The 17,685-nt window shown below is 54.5% G+C and carries 17 protein-coding genes and 1 pseudogene; 12 read left to right on the forward strand and 6 right to left on the reverse strand.

All coding sequences use genetic code 11. The features are described 5' to 3' along the window. The first annotated feature begins 62 nt into the window (after positions 1-62). Together ACZ1HF_RS12015 and ACZ1HF_RS12020 are read left to right on the forward strand one after the other, a co-directional pair. Positions 63-1,814, forward strand: a complete 1,752-nt coding sequence (locus ACZ1HF_RS12015) for a type I secretion system permease/ATPase (protein ID WP_472657733.1) — start codon at positions 63-65, stop codon at positions 1,812-1,814. Continuing rightward, positions 1,814-3,184 (forward strand): HlyD family type I secretion periplasmic adaptor subunit, encoded by a 1,371-nt coding sequence (locus tag ACZ1HF_RS12020; RefSeq protein ID WP_472657734.1) that lies wholly within the window; start codon positions 1,814-1,816, stop codon positions 3,182-3,184. The genes ACZ1HF_RS12015 and ACZ1HF_RS12020 overlap by 1 nt, the downstream gene beginning before the upstream one ends. Positions 3,185-3,343: 159 nt before the next feature. Here ACZ1HF_RS12020 and ACZ1HF_RS12025 read toward each other — a convergent pair whose 3' ends face one another. Next, positions 3,344-3,913 carry a TetR/AcrR family transcriptional regulator gene (locus tag ACZ1HF_RS12025; protein ID WP_472657735.1) on the reverse strand — a complete coding sequence of 190 codons (570 nt, stop codon included), beginning with the start codon at positions 3,911-3,913 and terminating at the stop codon, positions 3,344-3,346. A 76-nt stretch (positions 3,914-3,989) separates the two neighbouring features. Between ACZ1HF_RS12025 and ACZ1HF_RS12030 the strand changes: the two genes are divergently transcribed. Both ACZ1HF_RS12030 and ACZ1HF_RS12035 read left to right on the forward strand, forming a co-directional pair. Continuing rightward, positions 3,990-4,370, forward strand: coding sequence for a hypothetical protein (locus ACZ1HF_RS12030; protein ID WP_472657736.1), 381 nt, complete (start codon positions 3,990-3,992; stop codon positions 4,368-4,370). Between the two features lie 218 nt (positions 4,371-4,588). Continuing rightward, positions 4,589-4,984 carry a hypothetical protein gene (locus tag ACZ1HF_RS12035; RefSeq protein ID WP_472657737.1) on the forward strand — a complete coding sequence of 132 codons (396 nt, stop codon included), beginning with the start codon at positions 4,589-4,591 and terminating at the stop codon, positions 4,982-4,984. A gap of 128 nt (positions 4,985-5,112) precedes the next feature. Here the strand turns inward: ACZ1HF_RS12035 and ACZ1HF_RS12040 are convergent, their stop codons facing one another. Then, entirely contained in the window at positions 5,113-5,817 is a 705-nt protein-coding gene (locus ACZ1HF_RS12040) for a hypothetical protein (RefSeq protein ID WP_472657738.1), read from the reverse strand. A gap of 394 nt (positions 5,818-6,211) precedes the next feature. On the opposite strand from ACZ1HF_RS12040, the pseudogene ACZ1HF_RS12045 reads away from it, so the two are divergent. The 7 genes and pseudogenes from ACZ1HF_RS12045 (at position 6,212) to ACZ1HF_RS12075 (ending at position 13,757) form a co-directional block, all read left to right on the forward strand. Next, a pseudogene (locus ACZ1HF_RS12045) lies at positions 6,212-7,236 on the forward strand (LacI family DNA-binding transcriptional regulator). A 93-nt stretch (positions 7,237-7,329) separates the two neighbouring features. After that, positions 7,330-8,646, forward strand: a complete 1,317-nt coding sequence (locus ACZ1HF_RS12050; protein ID WP_472657739.1) for an ABC transporter substrate-binding protein — start codon at positions 7,330-7,332, stop codon at positions 8,644-8,646. Between the two features lie 111 nt (positions 8,647-8,757). Beyond that, on the forward strand, positions 8,758-9,636 hold the full coding sequence (locus ACZ1HF_RS12055; protein WP_472657740.1) for a carbohydrate ABC transporter permease: 879 nt from the start codon (positions 8,758-8,760) through the stop codon (positions 9,634-9,636). 13 nt (positions 9,637-9,649) lie between these two features. Further along, positions 9,650-10,480, forward strand: coding sequence for a carbohydrate ABC transporter permease (locus ACZ1HF_RS12060; RefSeq protein WP_472657741.1), 831 nt, complete (start codon positions 9,650-9,652; stop codon positions 10,478-10,480). Between the two features lie 12 nt (positions 10,481-10,492). Next, positions 10,493-11,497: an ABC transporter ATP-binding protein gene (locus ACZ1HF_RS12065; RefSeq protein ID WP_472657742.1), complete on the forward strand. Its 1,005-nt coding sequence runs from the start codon at positions 10,493-10,495 to the stop codon at positions 11,495-11,497. Continuing rightward, the gene (locus ACZ1HF_RS12070) at positions 11,494-12,267 is read left to right on the forward strand and encodes an L-iditol 2-dehydrogenase (protein ID WP_472657743.1); all 774 of its coding nucleotides are present in this window, start codon (positions 11,494-11,496) and stop codon (positions 12,265-12,267) included. The genes ACZ1HF_RS12065 and ACZ1HF_RS12070 overlap by 4 nt, the downstream gene beginning before the upstream one ends. Beyond that, the gene (locus ACZ1HF_RS12075) at positions 12,267-13,757 is read left to right on the forward strand and encodes a mannitol dehydrogenase family protein (RefSeq protein WP_472657744.1); all 1,491 of its coding nucleotides are present in this window, start codon (positions 12,267-12,269) and stop codon (positions 13,755-13,757) included. Before ACZ1HF_RS12070 ends, ACZ1HF_RS12075 begins: the two co-directional genes overlap by 1 nt. A 104-nt stretch (positions 13,758-13,861) precedes the next feature. Here the strand turns inward: ACZ1HF_RS12075 and ACZ1HF_RS12080 are convergent, their stop codons facing one another. From ACZ1HF_RS12080 to trmD, 4 genes are all read right to left on the reverse strand, one after another. Continuing rightward, complete coding sequence (locus ACZ1HF_RS12080) at positions 13,862-14,674, reverse strand: division plane positioning ATPase MipZ (protein WP_472657745.1); 813 nt, start codon at positions 14,672-14,674, stop codon at positions 13,862-13,864. A 225-nt stretch (positions 14,675-14,899) separates the two neighbouring features. Beyond that, positions 14,900-15,121, reverse strand: coding sequence for a 50S ribosomal protein L31 (gene rpmE, locus ACZ1HF_RS12085; protein WP_472657746.1), 222 nt, complete (start codon positions 15,119-15,121; stop codon positions 14,900-14,902). Next, on the reverse strand, positions 15,118-15,507 hold the full coding sequence (rplS, locus tag ACZ1HF_RS12090; RefSeq protein WP_472657747.1) for a 50S ribosomal protein L19: 390 nt from the start codon (positions 15,505-15,507) through the stop codon (positions 15,118-15,120). Before rplS ends, rpmE begins: the two co-directional genes overlap by 4 nt. 289 nt (positions 15,508-15,796) lie before the next feature. Further along, positions 15,797-16,609 carry a tRNA (guanosine(37)-N1)-methyltransferase TrmD gene (gene trmD, locus ACZ1HF_RS12095; protein WP_472657748.1) on the reverse strand — a complete coding sequence of 271 codons (813 nt, stop codon included), beginning with the start codon at positions 16,607-16,609 and terminating at the stop codon, positions 15,797-15,799. On the opposite strand from trmD, the gene ACZ1HF_RS12100 reads away from it, so the two are divergent. Further along, positions 16,549-17,673 carry a phosphotransferase gene (locus ACZ1HF_RS12100; RefSeq protein ID WP_472657749.1) on the forward strand — a complete coding sequence of 375 codons (1,125 nt, stop codon included), beginning with the start codon at positions 16,549-16,551 and terminating at the stop codon, positions 17,671-17,673. The genes trmD and ACZ1HF_RS12100 overlap by 61 nt on opposite strands. Positions 17,674-17,685 lie beyond the last annotated feature (12 nt).

Genomic DNA, 17,685 nt, shown 5'->3' on the forward strand with positions numbered 1-17,685 from the left:
AACCAACCGGGGCGGCGGGCCAGACCTGCCGCCCCTTCACCCTGAAAAAGAGATCACCCCCCATGTTTCAGAAAAAATCCTCTGTCAAATCCGCCTGGGCCTCGCTCAGACCTGGATTTACCGCCGTGGCCCTCTTTAGCCTCATCCTCAACGCTCTCATGCTCGCCGGTCCGCTCTATATGCTGCAAGTCTATGACCGCGTGCTCACCAGCCAAAACATGGATACCCTCATCGCGCTTAGCTTACTGCTGCTTGGCGTCTTCGCCGTCACCGGCCTGCTCGATCTGATGCGCACCCGCATTCTGGGGCGCCTCGGTGCCCGGTTCGAGTTGAAGATCGGTGAGCCTATCCTCAAATCCGCGATGCGCCGCCGCCTATATGGCAAAGCCCTCTCCGGCCTTAGCCCCGCAGCTGACGTCAATGGCCTGCGCGACTTCATCTCCGGGCCAACCCTGACAGCTTTCTTCGATGCACCCTGGATCCCGCTTTACCTCGGCGTTCTCTATATCTTGCACCCTTACCTCGGCGCTCTCGGCCTCGCTGGTGCGGTAACGCTTACAATTTTGGCCCTGATTAACAATTCGCGCGCCTCGGATGTGATGCAGGACGCATCGCATGCGCGCAGCAGGTCCGACGCTTTGTTCACGACCAGTGAACGAAACGCGGAGCTTGTCCACGCAATGGGTATGACTGGTGATCTCGCCCGGCGCTGGACAGCTCTGCAACACGATGCCCACCATTTGAAACTGCGGGTCGGTGATCGAATTTCCGGCTTCTCTGTCATGTCCAAGACAATCCGCATGGGGTTGCAATCCGGCATGCTGGGGCTGGGCGCCGCCCTTGCCATCAGTGGCGAGGCAACTGCAGGTGTCATGATCGCCGCAACAATCGTTCTGGCCCGCGCACTGGCTCCAATTGATCAACTGATCGGCCAATGGCGCACATTTCTGGCCGCACGTGGCTCTTATAAAAACCTGACGGCCCTTGATAAAGACTTCCCACAATTACCGGCACGCCTACATCTTCCAAGGCCGCAGATTTCGTTGGATGCAGATATCGCGAAAGCTGGCCCTCCGATGGCGCAGAACGCAACGATTGGCGGGATCACATTCTCTCTCTCTGCGGGCGATGTGGTTGCAGTCATCGGCCATAGCGGGTCTGGTAAATCGACACTTGCCAAGATGTTGGCGGGTGTCTGGATGCCGCAGCAAGGCAGTATCCGCCTTGACGGCAACCCGATGTCGAAATGGGACCCCGAAGCACTTGGTCAAATGGTAGGCTACCTGCCACAAGATGTGGAGCTGTTCGACGGTACAATCCGCGACAACATCGCGCGCTTCTCTACAGCCATTGATGACGCAAAGGTATTGCAAGCGGCATTGGACGCGGATGTGCACGGGTTGATCAGCAGCTTGCCCGACGGGTACACCACGCAGATCGGCGACCACTTCCATCTTTCAGGGGGTCAGCGGCAACGCATTGCCTTGGCCCGTGCGCTTTACAACGACCCTTTCATTCTGGTGCTGGACGAGCCGAACTCGGACCTCGACCATCAAGGGGAACAAGCCCTACGCAAAGCCATCGACACGGCCCGTGAACGTGGCGCGATCACCTTCGTGATGACGCATCGCCCCAGCACGCTGGAAGTGGTCAACAAAGTCCTGACATTGCACAAAGGCAAACAAACCGGCTTTGGCAACAAGGAAGACATCCTGCGCCCGCGCACTCAACCCAATGTGGCAGCGAAACGCCCACAGGTGGCGGCACCTGCCGCCCCTTCTGCACGGCCACACGCTCAGGAAGGAGCGATCTGATGACAAATCTCGTTCAAACCCGCCCCCAAAAACCCGCTTTGCGTCTCGAAGATTACAACCGGATTCAAAACCAATCCGCAGGCTCCGGGATTAAGCGCTATGTGTTTCTGGGCGTCTTCACTGTCGCACTTTTTGTGGGTGGCTCTGCCTACTGGGCCGCTTCGTCCAAACTTGACGGCGCAGTCGTAGCCCCGGCCTCCTTGGTGGTCGAAGGCAACCGCAAGACCGTCGAACATCTTGAAGGCGGCATTGTGCGCAACATCCTTGTCAGCAATGGTCAAATGGTCAACGCAGGCGAAACGTTGGTAGAGCTGGACAGTACCGACTTGGACGTCAATCTGGATGTGCTCACCAGCCAGGTTGCTGACGTTATGGTCCGCCGCGCGCGCCTGCTGGCGCAAATCGGTGAAGCTGACAGCTTTGAAGTGGATGATGTCGCCAAGATGCTCCGCGTACCGCTGGCGCAAGACAAGTGGAGCGCCGCTTTCACGACACAGGAACAGCTTTTTAACGCTGAGATGCGGGCACGAGACTCTGAGCGCATTATACAAGACCAGCAAATTACCGGACTGGAGCGGCAGATCGCAGGGTTTGATGAGCAGCGCGCATCTAATGCGCGTCAGCTTGACATTACCCGGCAAGAGCTTGGCAATCTTGAGGCTTTGCTGGCCAAAGGGTTGGTTGCGATGACGCAAGTCAATGTACGCCGCGTCGAGATTGAGCGCCTGAATGGTGTTGATGCCTCTCTTAGAACCCAAGAAGCACAAGCAAATAACCAAATCAGTGAGTTGAAGCTCACTGGCCTGCGCCAGCAAAAGCAACGTGCAGAAGCACTCTCCACCGAGCTTGCACAGGTCGAATCTTTGCTGGCCACCCTTGAGCCACAATATATCGGGGCGGCCGAACGGTTGAAGCGGATCATCATCACTGCACCCGTCAGTGGGCGGGTTGTCGGAATGACGGTGTTTACCGCAGGTGGTGTTGTGCGCCCAGGCACGCCTATTCTGGATATTGTACCTGATGACGAGCCGCTGGTGGTTGAGGCAAAGGTTAACACCGCGGATATCGAAAAGCTGTATATTGGCCAATCAGCCCGTGTGCGCTTATCGGCATTTGATCAGGGCGACATCCCTGAAGCCAATGGCATGATCGTCGATATCTCTGCAGATAGCCTTGAAGATGACCGTACTGGTAAAGCTTTCTACACCGCCCGGATCAAATTGGACGACATCCAGCCAAGCGCCATTGCAGAGCTAAACCTCATCCCGGGAATGCCGGCTGATTTGTTCGTCAACACAGGTGAACGGACCGCGTTGAGCTATCTCGCTCAGCCATTGCAGGCGCGTCTGGCACGAACATTCATCGAGTAGGCAATAATAGCAGCTGTGAATTCAGACAAAGCATGCCGCTGCTAACGTCTTTGCTACAACCAACTATCGCGCCCTTTTCCCTTACCGGGATCTGGAGCGCGATAGCTGGAACTTATCACTACGGAGCAAACCGGCGATATGATCTAAGGCTGGGTACGTCTAAGCAGGTTCCGGCAACAATTTGTCCAGCAATTTTAACATTGTCTGTTCGATGTTTACATCAAAGTTCATCCGCAAATGCTCAAAGCCAACAAATGTTGCGTAGAACAGTTCCGCACACTCATATGCGTATTCCTTGTCCTGTCCAGACCGCTGAAAGAGCTCTGTCACATAAGAAATTCTATCTCGGTCAATTTGAGTAACAACTTGCAGGACATCGTCGTCAAATCGTGACCAATCGCGGATAGCAGGTTCAATCCCCGCCCCGCCGTATACGTCTCCCGGCACTTGTGAGATGTAACCGACGAGAGTTTTAAGTGCGTCTGCTGACGGCAAGGCAAGGGCATCAACTGTCGCACTGATTTTGATCGTCGCAACGTCCGCCCATGTCTCAAGCATAGCTAACTTCAATGCTTGGACATCTTTAAAGTGCCAGTAGAATGAGCCTTTGCTCGTGCCTAACTCTCGGCCCAGAGCCTCGACCCGAATGGCTGAAGCACCACCCTTTGCTAAGGCACGAAAGCCAGCATTGATCCAATCTTCGGGTGATAGTCGTGACATTGTTTTCATGCGTCAAACATACGCAGACGTATGGCCTTGCGCAATTTCCTGCAACCATACGGTTGAGTATGGAAAGGAAATTCCCATGAACTATTGGCTGATCGCAGCTGCGGCTGTGTCCGCAGTAACGTTCCTAATTCACGTTTTGCTTGGCGGCAAAGAACTCCATGTTCCGCTTCTGAAAAGCGCGATGCACCCTGTTGCCAAGTCGATATGGACAGTCGTTTGGCATATAGTTTCAGTTGTCATAGCGCTCAATTCGATCGCGTTCTATCTGGCAGCACGCTCAGGTGCGGACGCTATGATGATCAGCGCATATCCTCTGGCTATATCGTTCAGCTTTATTGTTCTGTTTCTCGGTTATGGCATTCTTCAACTGGGTTCAATCGTGCAGATGCCGCAATGGACCTTGTTCTTGATGTCATTTGTCTTGGCTACAATAGGTCTCTTACCGGCATCCGTATGAAACCGGCATTCCATTCCACAAGGCACAATCCGATGGAGTGGAAAATTACGCTCCAACGAGTGCTAAACTCAATTGCATCAAAAAGGGACATTTCGATGTTTTCAGTTCGATCAGCGGATATTCCTCGCAATGGTCTGCTTGAATCTTATGCGAGCCGAGAAGGTTGCTTCACAGATTGCTATTATGCAGACGTGCCAAGACCGGTGTCATTGGAAGAGATGATATCTGTTTTCTTCAACACCCCAGCATTCCGAATTGAACGCAAACTATTGGGTTGGTTTGGGTCGCGTCCATCTACAAAGGCGCAGGTCGAAGACTTGGCCAACGGACGGAGTGATACGCTTGCGTTTTGGACAGTCGAAACCCGCGAAGAAAATCAAATGATCATGGCAGTAGCGAATGGTCGAATACGCACATGGTTGATGGTCGAGCCACACTCCGACAATACGGAATTCACTCGCGTCTATTTCGGATCAGCTCTGTTGCCAAAACTACATGAGAAAACAGGCAAGGCCCAATTGGATCCGCTCTTTTATGCCCTGCGTGGATTTCATACAGTCTATTCGCGTGTCTTGCTTGGCCTGACAAAATCACGCCTGAAGATGAAGAAATAGTGATATTACCATTTGTGTATTCTCAATGATGAAATTAGTCATCAGCGCCAATAGCTTGGCCTTATCGTAACTTCGGCTGCGTGGGACGAAGCGCCAATTCGCTGCGTCTGCGCCAATGTCCGCAGTCGTTAGCTGTGCAGCTGAGCGTAAATTCCAGCGGCCAGATTGAGGTCCCAGTCATCGTTTGGCGCGTATCGCCATTCTCGCTCTTCCCATTTGCCATCGATCCATTGGGCAAAGAAGCATCGCACAAAGTGTGGTTTGTGGCGGCCTAGAGACCCAGACAGCCTTTCCCTCGCTTTGTCAGGGATGGTCGCCAGTGCACCGTTCACTTCTTCTTGCGACGCGGGCTCAAACTCATCTAAGTCCCATGCCCCGTGGCGCACCAACCAAGGGCCAAAGTCGTCGGTCCATTCAAACGTTTTCTTAGACGTCGCTTCCATGTATCCGCATACGGCCATAGCAGCACAAACTTCGTTTAATGCATGTCCAGTAGGGGTCACAGCCTCGTGGTGTTGATACAGTTCGTTGACGTAGTGAGAGTGGCAAGCGAACCCATCAAGAAGGTGATCAAGGTCGCTGCGCTTATGTGAATTACCTAAGGTGGGTTGGTCGTCGTTTGGCTGCAATACCCGCCAATATCGGCCTTCAGACGCAAGCAGACCCAATCGTTCTAAGGCGCTGCAGCTTATCTCATAGTTGCTTTGAGCCAAGTCGTGCAAAAGGTCAGGCGCGGGTGACACGTCAACGAGGCGCGACAGCATTTCTTCACTTAACCAGAACGCAACTGCTTGAAGAAGAGCGGTTTCCTTTTCGGAGAGTTTCTCGACCATTTATTATCCCAACCTGGCACGCTAGAGCGTCAAACCAGACATTGGTTCATCACGCAGCATTGGTCAAATTGGGCTCACAGCGCGCCTTGAATCTGTTGTTTTGCACTTGCGGCAAATCGGTCAGACCGACTTCGATTACTACCCCTTATCGCAACCTCGGCTTCGGAGACAGAGCAGCCATTGCCTGCGTCTTCCTTCATGTTCTTCGCGTGTGATCGTGCGGGCGTCGGCGTTCAGGCGACATTTGAATTTTTATCGGCAGTGGCAAAAACACAGGACCGGGCGAACGAAATCCAGAACTCACAATGAAAAGTTGATTTTTTGCGCGCGACAAGAAAATATATCACTGCAGAAACTTTAAGTTTGGCGCGTAAAGATGGCGGAGCGGACAAAGATGACGGGTAAGAAAATTCGAAACATGGAAGAGTTTGCTCGCGTTAGTGGCATATCCCGTCCGACAGTGTCGAAGTATTTCAACGATCCAAGCAGTGTCAGGCCCAGTACGCGCACCCGTATCGAAGCTGCGTTGGAGCTACATGATTATCGGCCCAACATCTATGCCATGAACCAGAACCGAAAACTGACAAAAAATGTTGGAGTTGTGGTGCCACTATTGTCGGATCCCTATTTTGCAGAGATCGCGCGGAACCTTGAACAAAGATGTATTGCCGCAGGGTATCGTCCGACGCTGTTTAGCTCTCATGGGGATCCAGCGTTGGAGGTCGAGGTTCTCGATACATTGCGGTCGCTAAAACCCGCGGGTGTGCTGTTGGCACCCTTGGGGCGCGCATCGGATCTGCGGGCACTGGAAAAGTTTTGTGCAGATGTGCCCACTTTGATCTTTGACAGTAGCGTTGACGAAATTGGCTTGGCATTTGTGGGGTCTGACAACTTTCAATTCACAGCCCATATAACCGACTATCTGTGCCGGACGGGGGAACCACCCTGCTTTTTCGAGATGAAAACACCTGCAAACCCAAACGCGCACCGCCGCCGTCAAAGTTATCTCAATGCGATGGAAGCCTTTGGCCATACGCCATACGTCATCTCGGTTGACGGTGAAGGCTGGGGGTTTGAGGAAATTGGACGTTTGGGGGGCACGACGCGCTGGAACAGGGGCGATTTTCGACCAATACGATCCTATGCAGTAACGACCGCTTGGCGATAGGTTTGCTGACTGCCTGCTACGAGCAGGGCGTCCGTGTCGGGCGTGGTGATGACTGCGCGATTCGGGTTGCGGGACAGGACGGACATCCGCATTCGCGCTACACTTGCCCGCCCTTAACCACGATTTCTCACAACTACGATGCAGTATCCCAGACTGCGGCTGATACCCTTTTTACGGCCATTGAGGGGCAGGTATCTCCTTGGAAAAGCACGCGATTGGAAGGGAAGCTGATCTTGCGTGACTCTGCATGAAGGTCAAAAATTTACGCGCGTAAATTTTTTATTGACGCCGCGTCGCGTATCCGGCTAGCCTTGGGTGTAACATCCAACTAGGGAGGAAACCGGATGTCTTTGAAAAGCACACTTTGTGCTGCGACTGCACTTTCGTTGATTACAGCAGGTAGTGCATTCGCAGACGGCCATTCCGCGACGATCACTATAGCCACCGTAAACAACGGCGACATGATCCGCATGCAAGGCTACACCGACAAATTCACCGAAGAGACAGGCATTGCCGTCGAGTGGGTGACACTGGAAGAAAACGTGCTGCGCCAGCGTGTCACGACTGACATCACCACCAAAGGTGGTGCGTTCGACATCATGACTATCGGCATGTACGAAACTCCGATCTGGGGCTCCAACGGTTGGTTGGTCCCGTTGGACGATCTATCCGCGGAATATGACGTTGACGATATTCTGCCCGCAATGGCAGGTGGTCTGTCCCATGAGGGTACTCTTTATGCAGCCCCGTTCTACGGCGAAAGCTCCATGATCATGTACCGCACGGACCTGATGGAAGCTGCAGGTCTAGAGATGCCAGACGCCCCTACTTGGGAATTTATCGCTGAGGCGGCCGCAGCAATGACCGACCGCGACAACGAGATCAACGGCATCTGCTTGCGCGGTAAGGCTGGTTGGGGCGAAGGTGGTGCATTCATCACCGCGATGTCCAACTCCTTTGGTGCACGTTGGTTCGACATGGAGTGGAACGCGCAGTTCGATACGGAACAGTGGGCCAATACGCTGAACTTCTATAAAGACATGATGGATGCCTCTGGCCCGGCTGGCTATGCAACCAACGGTTTCAACGAAAACCTGTCCCTGTTCCAACAGGGCAAATGCGGCATGTGGATCGACGCAACAGTTGCCGCAAGCTTCGTAACCAACCCCACCGACTCCACCGTCGCTGACAGCGTAGGCTTTGCACTGGCACCTGACACGGGCCTTGGCAAACGCTCCAACTGGCTGTGGGCATGGGCGTTGGCAATCCCGGCGGGTACGCAACAGGAAGCAGAAGCCAAGCAGTTCATTGAGTGGGCAACATCCACTGGATATATCGAACTGGTTGCTGAAAATGAAGGCTGGGCCAATGTACCTCCGGGCGCACGGACATCTCTTTATGAGAACCCAGAGTATCAGGCGGTTCCGTTCGCCAAGATGACGCTGGATTCGATCTTGTCCGCTGACCCAACCGACTCGACGGTCGAGCCGAGCCCATATGTTGGCATTCAGTTTGCAGCAATCCCAGAGTTTGCAGGCATTGCGACCGAAGTAAGTCAGGAATTCTCTGCCGCTTACGCGGGTCAGCAGAGCATCGAAGAGGCGCTTGAGAAAGCTCAGGCGATTACAAACGAAGCCATGGAAGCAGCTGGCTACCGCTAAGCTCCTCCCGTCAGGGGGCGAGGCAGTCATCGCCCCCTGACACCACGACAGACTTAATGACCTTTGATACCATCTCAGACGGCACGCCCGTCCACAGGAGAGGACCATCCAATGGCTACCAAAGCATCCAGATCCGCCGCCCGCATCATGATGGCACCTGCCGTGGTCCTGCTTTTGGGTTGGATGCTGGTGCCCCTGATCATGACGCTGTGGTTTTCGTTCACGAAATACCTGCCGCTGCGGGGCGACAGCATTGAGCGTGGCCTCGATTGGGTTGGTTTTACGAACTATAGCCGGTTCATTTCGTCCAGTTCTTTCTGGCCATCGGTACAAACAACCCTTGTGATGGTGGGGGGCGTACTGATCATCACCGTGGTGCTGGGCATCCTTTTGGCGATGCTGCTGGATCAACCGATGTGGGGCCAAGGTGTCGTCCGCATCCTTGTGATCGCACCGTTCTTTGTGATGCCTACCGTGTCTGCGCTGGTTTGGAAAAACATGCTGATGGACCCGGTGAATGGCATCTTCGCACATCTTTGGCGGTTCGTCGGAGCCGAACCCGTGGCTTGGCTGCAAGACGCGTCGCTCAGTTCTATCGTTATAATCGTGTCTTGGCAGTGGCTGCCATTCGCGACCCTCATTCTGTTGACAGCAATCCAGTCGCTGGACAGCGAACAACTGGAAGCCGCCGAAATGGATGGCGCGCCTGCGCTCAAACGGTTCTGGTACATTGTGCTGCCGCATTTGGCGCGGGCCATCACAATCGTGATCCTGATCCAGACGATCTTTCTTCTTTCGATCTTCGCAGAGATATTCGTGACCACCGGCGGAGCGTTCGGCACCCGCACTCTGACCTACCTGATTTTCCAGCGGGTTATCGACAGTCAAAACATCGGGCTGGGGTCTGCGGGCGGTGTCTACGCCATCATACTTGCCAATATCGTTGCCATCTTCCTGATGCGCATCGTCGGCAAGAACCTGGACGCATGAGGGGATAGATCACATGGCACGTGCTGTCACAACACAACGCAAGATCATCACCACCGCCGCCGCATGGACAATCGGTTTGATCATCTTCTTTCCGATCTACTGGACGATCCTGACCAGCTTCAAGACCGAGGCACAGGCGATCAACAACCCACCCTTGTTCTTCGCCTTTGACTGGACACTGGAGAACTACGCAGTCGTGCAAAACCGGTCTGATTACATGAAATTCCTTTGGAATTCGGTCATTCTTGCCGGTGGGTCTACAATACTTGGCATCCTTGTGGCGATCCCGGCTGCGTGGTCCATGGCCTTCGTGCCGTCCAAGCGGACCAAGGACATTCTACTGTGGATGCTTTCGACCAAGATGCTGCCTGCAGTCGGCGTGCTTTACCCGATCTCTTTGATCTTCGTAGAATACAAACTGCTCGACACCCGCGGCGGCCTGATGGTTGTGCTGATGTTGATCAACCTGCCGATTATTGTCTGGATGCTCTACACCTATTTCAAGGAAATTCCCGGCGAGATTTTGGAAGCCGCCCGAATGGATGGTGCCACGCTAAAGGAAGAAATTCTTTATGTGCTGACGCCAATGGCTATCCCTGGCATCGCGTCCACCATTCTTCTCAACTTCATCCTCGCGTGGAACGAAGCCTTCTGGACGCTGAACCTGACGGCGGCCAACGCAGCCCCGCTGACGGCGTTTATCGCCAGCTATTCCAGCCCCGAGGGACTGTTCTTCGCGAAACTTAGCGCGGCTTCGACCATGGCGATTGCACCAATCCTCATCCTTGGCTGGTTTAGCCAGAAACAACTTGTCCGCGGCCTGACGTTTGGCGCTGTGAAATAAGGAACCTGATCAATGGGACAAATCCAACTCAAACAGGTGACAAAGAGCTTCGGCGATGTGCAGGTCATTCCTCCGCTGGACCTCACCATTCAGGATGGCGAATTTACCGTCTTCGTCGGCCCGTCAGGCTGTGGCAAATCCACCCTTCTGCGTTTGATCGCAGGGCTTGAGGATATCACGACCGGCCATATCGAGATCGACGGCAAGGACGCCACAGATGTAGTGCCCGCCAAACGCGGCCTTGCGATGGTGTTCCAGTCTTATGCGCTCTATCCGCATATGTCAGTGCGCAAAAACATCGCCTTCCCATTGCGAATGGCCAAACTGGATCAGGCCGAGATCAACAAGCGGGTTGAGAGTGCCGCATCCGTGTTGAACTTGACCGATTATCTGGACCGTCGCCCCGGGCAACTTTCCGGCGGTCAGCGTCAGCGGGTCGCCATTGGCCGCGCGATTGTCCGTGAACCGGCGGCGTTCCTGTTTGACGAGCCATTGTCGAACCTCGACGCTGCGTTGCGCGTCGGTATGCGTCTCGAGATCAGCGAGCTGCATAAACGCTTAGAGACCACGATGGTCTATGTGACCCATGATCAGGTCGAGGCGATGACCATGGCGGATAAAATCGTCGTGCTACAGGCCGGTGTGATCGAGCAGGTCGGCACGCCGCTTGAGCTGTATCGCACCCCGCGCAACACCTTCGTTGCAGGGTTCATAGGGTCGCCTAAAATGAACCTGATAACGGGCGATGAAGCGACAAAACATAATGCTCATACCATTGGCGTTCGTCCTGAACACATCGACGTTGTCGAGAGCGGTGGGCAGTGGCAGGGCACCGTTGGCGTGGCCGAACATCTTGGCTCTGACACGTTCTTTCATATCCACAATACAGGTCTGGCAGAGATGCTGACCGTGCGCGCCATTGGCGATGTCAGCCTCAAGCACGGCGATACGATCCACTTGACCCCACGGGCGAATGAAATTCACCGTTTTGATGCCGAGGGGCTGCGGATAGATTGAGCAGACTGGCTGGAAAATCTGCACTAATTACCGGAGCAGCACGTGGCATCGGGTTGGCCTTTGCCAAGGCCTATGTGGCCGAAGGCGCACGGGTCGCGATTGCGGATATCGATGAGGCAGGTGCCAAGGTCGCCGCCTTGGAAATTGGCGAAGGCGCTATTGCTGTGCAAATGGATGTGGCCGATCAGGCCAGCATTGATGCGGGCGTGGCGACCACAATAGAGGCCTTTGGTCAGATTGATATCCTGATCAACAATGCGGCAATCTTCTCGGCAGCCCCGATCAGCGACATAACACGGGACGACTATGCCCGCGTCTTTGATCTCAACGTTGGCGGCACGCTTTTTATGATGCAGGCGGTTGCCAAACACATGATTGCGAAAGGCGTAAAGGGCCGCATCATTAACATGGCGTCTCAAGCCGGGCGCAGAGGGGAAAGCCTTGTCGCGGTCTATTGCGCCAGCAAGGCGGCCGTCATCTCATTGACCCAATCGGCTGGGCTGAACCTGATCCAGCACGGCATCAACGTGAATGCCATCGCGCCCGGCGTTGTTGATGGTGAACATTGGGACGGCGTCGATGCCTTCTTCGCAAAATACGAAGGCAAGGCCCCGGGACAAAAGAGGAAAGAGGTTGGTGAGGCTGTCCCCTTTGGACGGATGGGGCGGGCAGAAGACCTGACCGGTATGGCGGTCTTCCTGGCAAGTGATGACGCTGCTTACATCGTGGCTCAGACCTACAACGTCGATGGCGGAAACTGGATGAGCTGATGACATATCAAACAGACGACAAACTCCGGGTAAAGCTGTCTAATGCAATACTTGCCGATCTACCAAGCGGTGTATCGACCCCGTCCTACGACCGTTCAAAACTGACGCCAGGGATCGTCCACATAGGTTTGGGCAACTTCCACCGTGCCCATCAGGCGTGGTATTTGCATAGGCTCATGCAGCAGGGCCTGGCGTATGACTGGGCCATCATCGGTGCGGGGGTGCGGTCAGGCGATGCGGTGATGCGGGATCGTCTGGTGCAACAGGACTACCTGACCACACTCATTGAATTGGACCCAGACAGTGCCTCGGTCGAGGTCATCGGATCAATGATTGGTTTTGTCGAGATTCACCCCGAAAATGCACCGCTGATCGCTGCAATGTCCGACCCGCGTATCCGGATCGTATCTCTGACAGTTACCGAAGGCGGCTATTACCAATCAGAGGCAGGGGGCCTTGATGTCGACCACCCTGACATTGTGCATGACATTGCGAACCCCGACCGCCCCGTCACGGCATTTGGCGCCATGATCGCGGCGTACCGCGTAAGACGGGATGCCGGGCATCCGCCTTTTACAGGGCAATGCTGCGACAACCTTCAAAACAACGGTGATGTTTTGCGGCGTACCATCGTGGGTTTGGCGCGATTGATAGATCCCGATCTTGCGCAATGGATCGACGGGACCGCGTGTTTCCCCAATGCAATGGTTGACTGCATTGTTCCCGCAACAGGCGAAGCCGAGCTGTCCTTTGTCCGAAATCTGGGAATTGAGGACGCCGCGCCCGTGACCCATGAAAACTACCGCCAATGGGTCATCGAAGATCAGTTTTGCGCAGGTCGCCCGCCTTGGGAACAGGCCGGTGCCACGATAACTGACAATGTACATGCCTATGAGAGTATGAAGATCCGCATCCTGAATGCCGGTCATCAAGTATTGGCCAATGCGGGCGAAGTCTTGGGCCTGGAAACAATCGCCGATTGCATGGCCGATCCAACTGTCGCCGCGTTCTTTCACAAGGTTCAGACCAAAGAATTTCTGCCCCATGTTGATGCAGTGGATGGGATGGCCCCGCTAGACTACCTCGCCTTGATCGAAAGACGATTTGCGAACCCCAAAATTCGGGACACCACGCGCCGTGTTGCCTTTGATGGGTCGTCACGGCATCCCGGCTTTGTCCTGCCAATTCTGCGTGATGCCTTGGCTACCGGGGGGTCGGTCGAAGGATTAGCCCTTGTCGAAGCACTCTGGGCGCGGATGTGCGCTGGAACCCGCGAAGACGGCACGGTGATTGACCCAAATGATCCGTTTTGGGATCACCTGTCAGACACGGCATTGCGCGCGAAATCACGACCACTTGCCTGGCTCGAAATGCGTCATACCTACGGCGACCTGGCAGATCACCCGCGTTTTTCTGATGCGTTTTCCCACTGGCTGAAATTGATCTGGGACGATGGCATTCAAGCCGCCCTGAAGGCTTATGCTGATTGAACAGGGTGCGCCCAAGATCGGATCATACGGATAACGGGCCACTTCAACGCAGATGTTGAAAGTATCATGTCATCCCACACTTACAGGTGGTTAGACTCTACTACTCAGAAATCGACCGTTACGCCCGGCAAGTTCAACGCTTTCATAAGCTCCCGCACTTCCTGACGTGCAGCGACATTTGAAATGTTGAGATTTTTCACCCCGACATCCCCAAGATCCAACAGGGTCAGGCCACGGGGGAAGAGTTCGCGGAAAATAACGCGCTCGGAAAATCCCGGCGCTACGCGGAAGCCAATGCGTTTTGCCAGACGCTCCACCGCGTCGGTGATCTTCTTCTTGTTGTGCATCCGCTGGGTACCAACGCGGTTACGCACGACAATCCAGTCAATGGGCGTCAAACCTGCCTGAGACCGCAACTGACGCGCCTGCCACACCATCTCGGCATAGACTGATGGCCCAAGGATTTCCTGTGTTTCAGGCTCTAACCGGGCCAAAAGGTCAAAATCAATGAAGCTATCATTCAACGGCGTGATCAACGTATCGCCCAGCGAATGTGCAACCTGGCTTAGACGCGTGTGCGATCCAGGACAATCGATGACGATGAAATCAAACTTGCCTTCCATGCTGGCAACAGCTTCGGACAGGCGGCGGTCATACATATTTTCACCCGGGGCAAGGTCGGCCTTGTCGATTTCGGGCAAGTCAACAATCTTGGGAATCGCCAGCTTCAATTTGTTCTTCGTGGCGTATTCGGCCCTGTTTTCACAGTAGCGCGAAAAGCTGCGTTGCCGCAGGTCCAGATCAAGCGCACCGACCGTAAACCCCATACGTACAAGGGCCGTTGTCACATGCATGCAATTGGTGGATTTACCTGATCCACCTTTTTCATTGCCAAAAACAATAATATGCGCGGCCATTCCCGTCCTTCACCCTGTGTCATGCTCTCTCTGCGGAAGCCATTAGACTATAGAGCGGCTCTCTTGCGAGGGGAAGCGGTCGATTGGCTATCGACCATTTTTCTGCGGAATAGTGTCTATTTCGGGAAAGCGGCAGATACTCAGTTATTATGGTGCTTTATAAAAAACGCCACCCTTTGACAGGGTGGCGTTTCCAAATTCGAAAAAGATTGTCTTTTAAAAATCTTAAAAGCCCAAGCCTTCGTACTTGTTTTTGAACTTCGAGACGCGACCGCCCGTATCCATCAGCTTCTGGTTACCACCAGTCCATGCCGGATGTACGGACGGGTCAATGTCCAGAGCCAACTGGTCGCCCTCGGCGCCCCATGTGGATTTCATCTGAACGACATCGCCATTGGTCATTTTGACATTGATGATGTGGTATTCGGGATGTGTATCTTTTTTCATGACGCTGCGCCTTTGGATTTAGGGGCTTTGTAATTCGTAACTTCTGCAATACGCGCGGACTTACCACGACGTGACCGCAGGTAATACAGCTTGGCGCGGCGCACACGGCCCCGGCGCACAACAGTGATGCTGTCGATATTGGTAGAGTGTAGCGGGAAGACACGTTCCACACCTTCACCGAAGGAAATCTTGCGCACACAGAAGCTGCCAGCAATGCCAGTGCCATTGTTGCGTGCGATACAGACGCCTTCGTAATTCTGAACCCGGCTCCGGGTGCCTTCGGTTACTTTGTAACCGACGCGGATGGTGTCACCCGCTTTGAAATCGGGGATGTCTTTCCCCAAAGCGGCGATTTGTTCCGCTTCCAATTGTGCGATCAGGTCCATCTGACGCGCTCCTTCATATGATCCCGGTTTGCCCGGTGAATGTTTCTCGCGTCCTCAGAGCTCTTGGTCTTCTTCCGGGTCCACCGCAGTGCCCGCCAGAGATCAGGTCGTCGTTGCTTTGGCTGCCGTTGCTTTTCATCCGCCCATCGCACCGAAGAAAGCGCATCAGATGTTCAATAAAACAAAGGCTCCGGTCAGTATTCTGATTCCAGATTGACGGGGTATAGGAGGGATCGGGATTTGGATCAAGTGGGTTTGGCATCAATAAGGGTTTGTTCTATGCCATCCATCACCGGTTTCGCTTCTTCCAGGCCTCCCACAAATCCGGCCGCTGCGCTTGCGTTAAGGCCTCTGACATGTCTTGCCGCCATTTATCCACCTTGCCGTGATCGCCCGAGGTCAGAACCTCTGGCACCGTCATCCCGCGCCAATCCGCGGGTCGAGTATACTGGGGATGCTCCAGCAGCCCGTCTGAGAAGCTTTCATCCTCAATCGATGCCGCATTGCCCAACACCGAAGGTAGCAGGCGCACTGTCGCATCAATCATCGCCTGCGCCGCGATCTCACCACCGGTCAGAACGAAATCCCCCAATGACACTTCTTCGATCCCGTAATGATCAAGCACACGTTGGTCCACGCCCTCGAAGCGACCACAAAGCATCGTGATTCCGTCCGCCTGCGCCCAGTTTTTTGCCATCGCTTGCGAAAACGGCTGTCCCCTTGGGGACAGGTAGACCAGCGGCCATTTTGCGTGATCCCCCTCGCCAATAGCGGCCTGATCCAGCGCTGCTGCCACCACATCCGGGCGCAACACCATACCTGCACCGCCACCATAGGGCGTGTCATCCACATTCCGGTGTTTGCCAACCCCAAACGGGCGCAGGTCGATAGTTTGAAGCGCCCACAGGCCTTCCTGAAGGGCTTTGCCAGTCAAAGACACCCCCAGCACACCCGGAAAAGCTTCGGGAAACAACGTAATCACCTTCGCTGTCCACGCGCCTTTCAAGCGCGGGGTCTCAGCCATCAGATCACGCGGTTGCAATGATGCGCTCATCGACAGACGACCGTGAGACTTGGGGGGCGATTTCGGCGGATTTGTCATCCCCGGCGGTTTACGCCAATTTGCAAAAAACGCAACCAAGCGGGTTCATACGCCATAATGATCCAATGACCGAAACCGATGTCACCCAGTTTGTCGAACGGGCGAACCGTTCTTGGCTGCGTATTGCGGCAGAGCTTGACCTGCCATCAGGTCGATATGCGGTTGAGATATTGAAAGCCCAGATGCAATTGGGAATGCCTCGCATTGTTTTACGCCTGAAAGCCCGCGACTTGCCCGATCTGATCTTCAAACAGGAATTCAGACCAGACAGCCCAGAGGGTTTCATTGAGAATACTAAAGGCCACCAACGGGCGTTTGATCTGATGGCTGGCCAAGACGCGTTTCAGGTGCCACAGCTCTTGGCCGTTGATCAGGCGACGCAGTGCGTTTTGATGAAATGCGCACCGGGAAAGAAGCTGCATGATCATCTTCTGTTGGGGTCCTCGACTGAAAAGCGGGCAACACTTCTGCGCAGATCAGGGGAATGGATTGGCCTGTTCCACAGCCGGTCAGAGCGTGAGCCTGCGACTTTGAACCCGACCACCATGATAAACTACATTCAATCCATGCGCACACGGGTCAAAGGCAGGCATCTGGACGTGCCCGGGCGTTCACGCTTTCTGCGCTACAGCGAACAGGCAATCGATCTGGCCGAAACCCGGCGCGGCCAGCCTGCGCGCGCCGCTGCGATGCATGGCGATCTAAATCTGCATAACCTGATCATCAGTCCCAAAACCATCTACGGCCTTGATTTTCGTGACGCCCGAACGGAACCGATTGGGCATGATTTGGCAAGGTTCTTCGTTCGACTCGGCAGGTATTTCTTCCCCGATGGGCAGGATGCCAAAGGATCTGACTGGTTTCAGAAAGACATGAACGATTTCTTTGCAGGCTATGGGCCAGAATGGCAGCATGATGCTGGGGTGCAGGTCATGCTACCTATGCAGATTCTGACAGATTGGGGCGAAATCCCCAAGAAAAGCGATGACCGCACGATCCGCCAGCAACGCTGTTGGGAAGGCCTGCAGCATCTCTCGGGTCTGATATTTGGCAAGCGCGGGTAAGTGTTGGTGCGC

Source organism: Litoreibacter sp. GN1-5, from assembly GCF_055693805.1.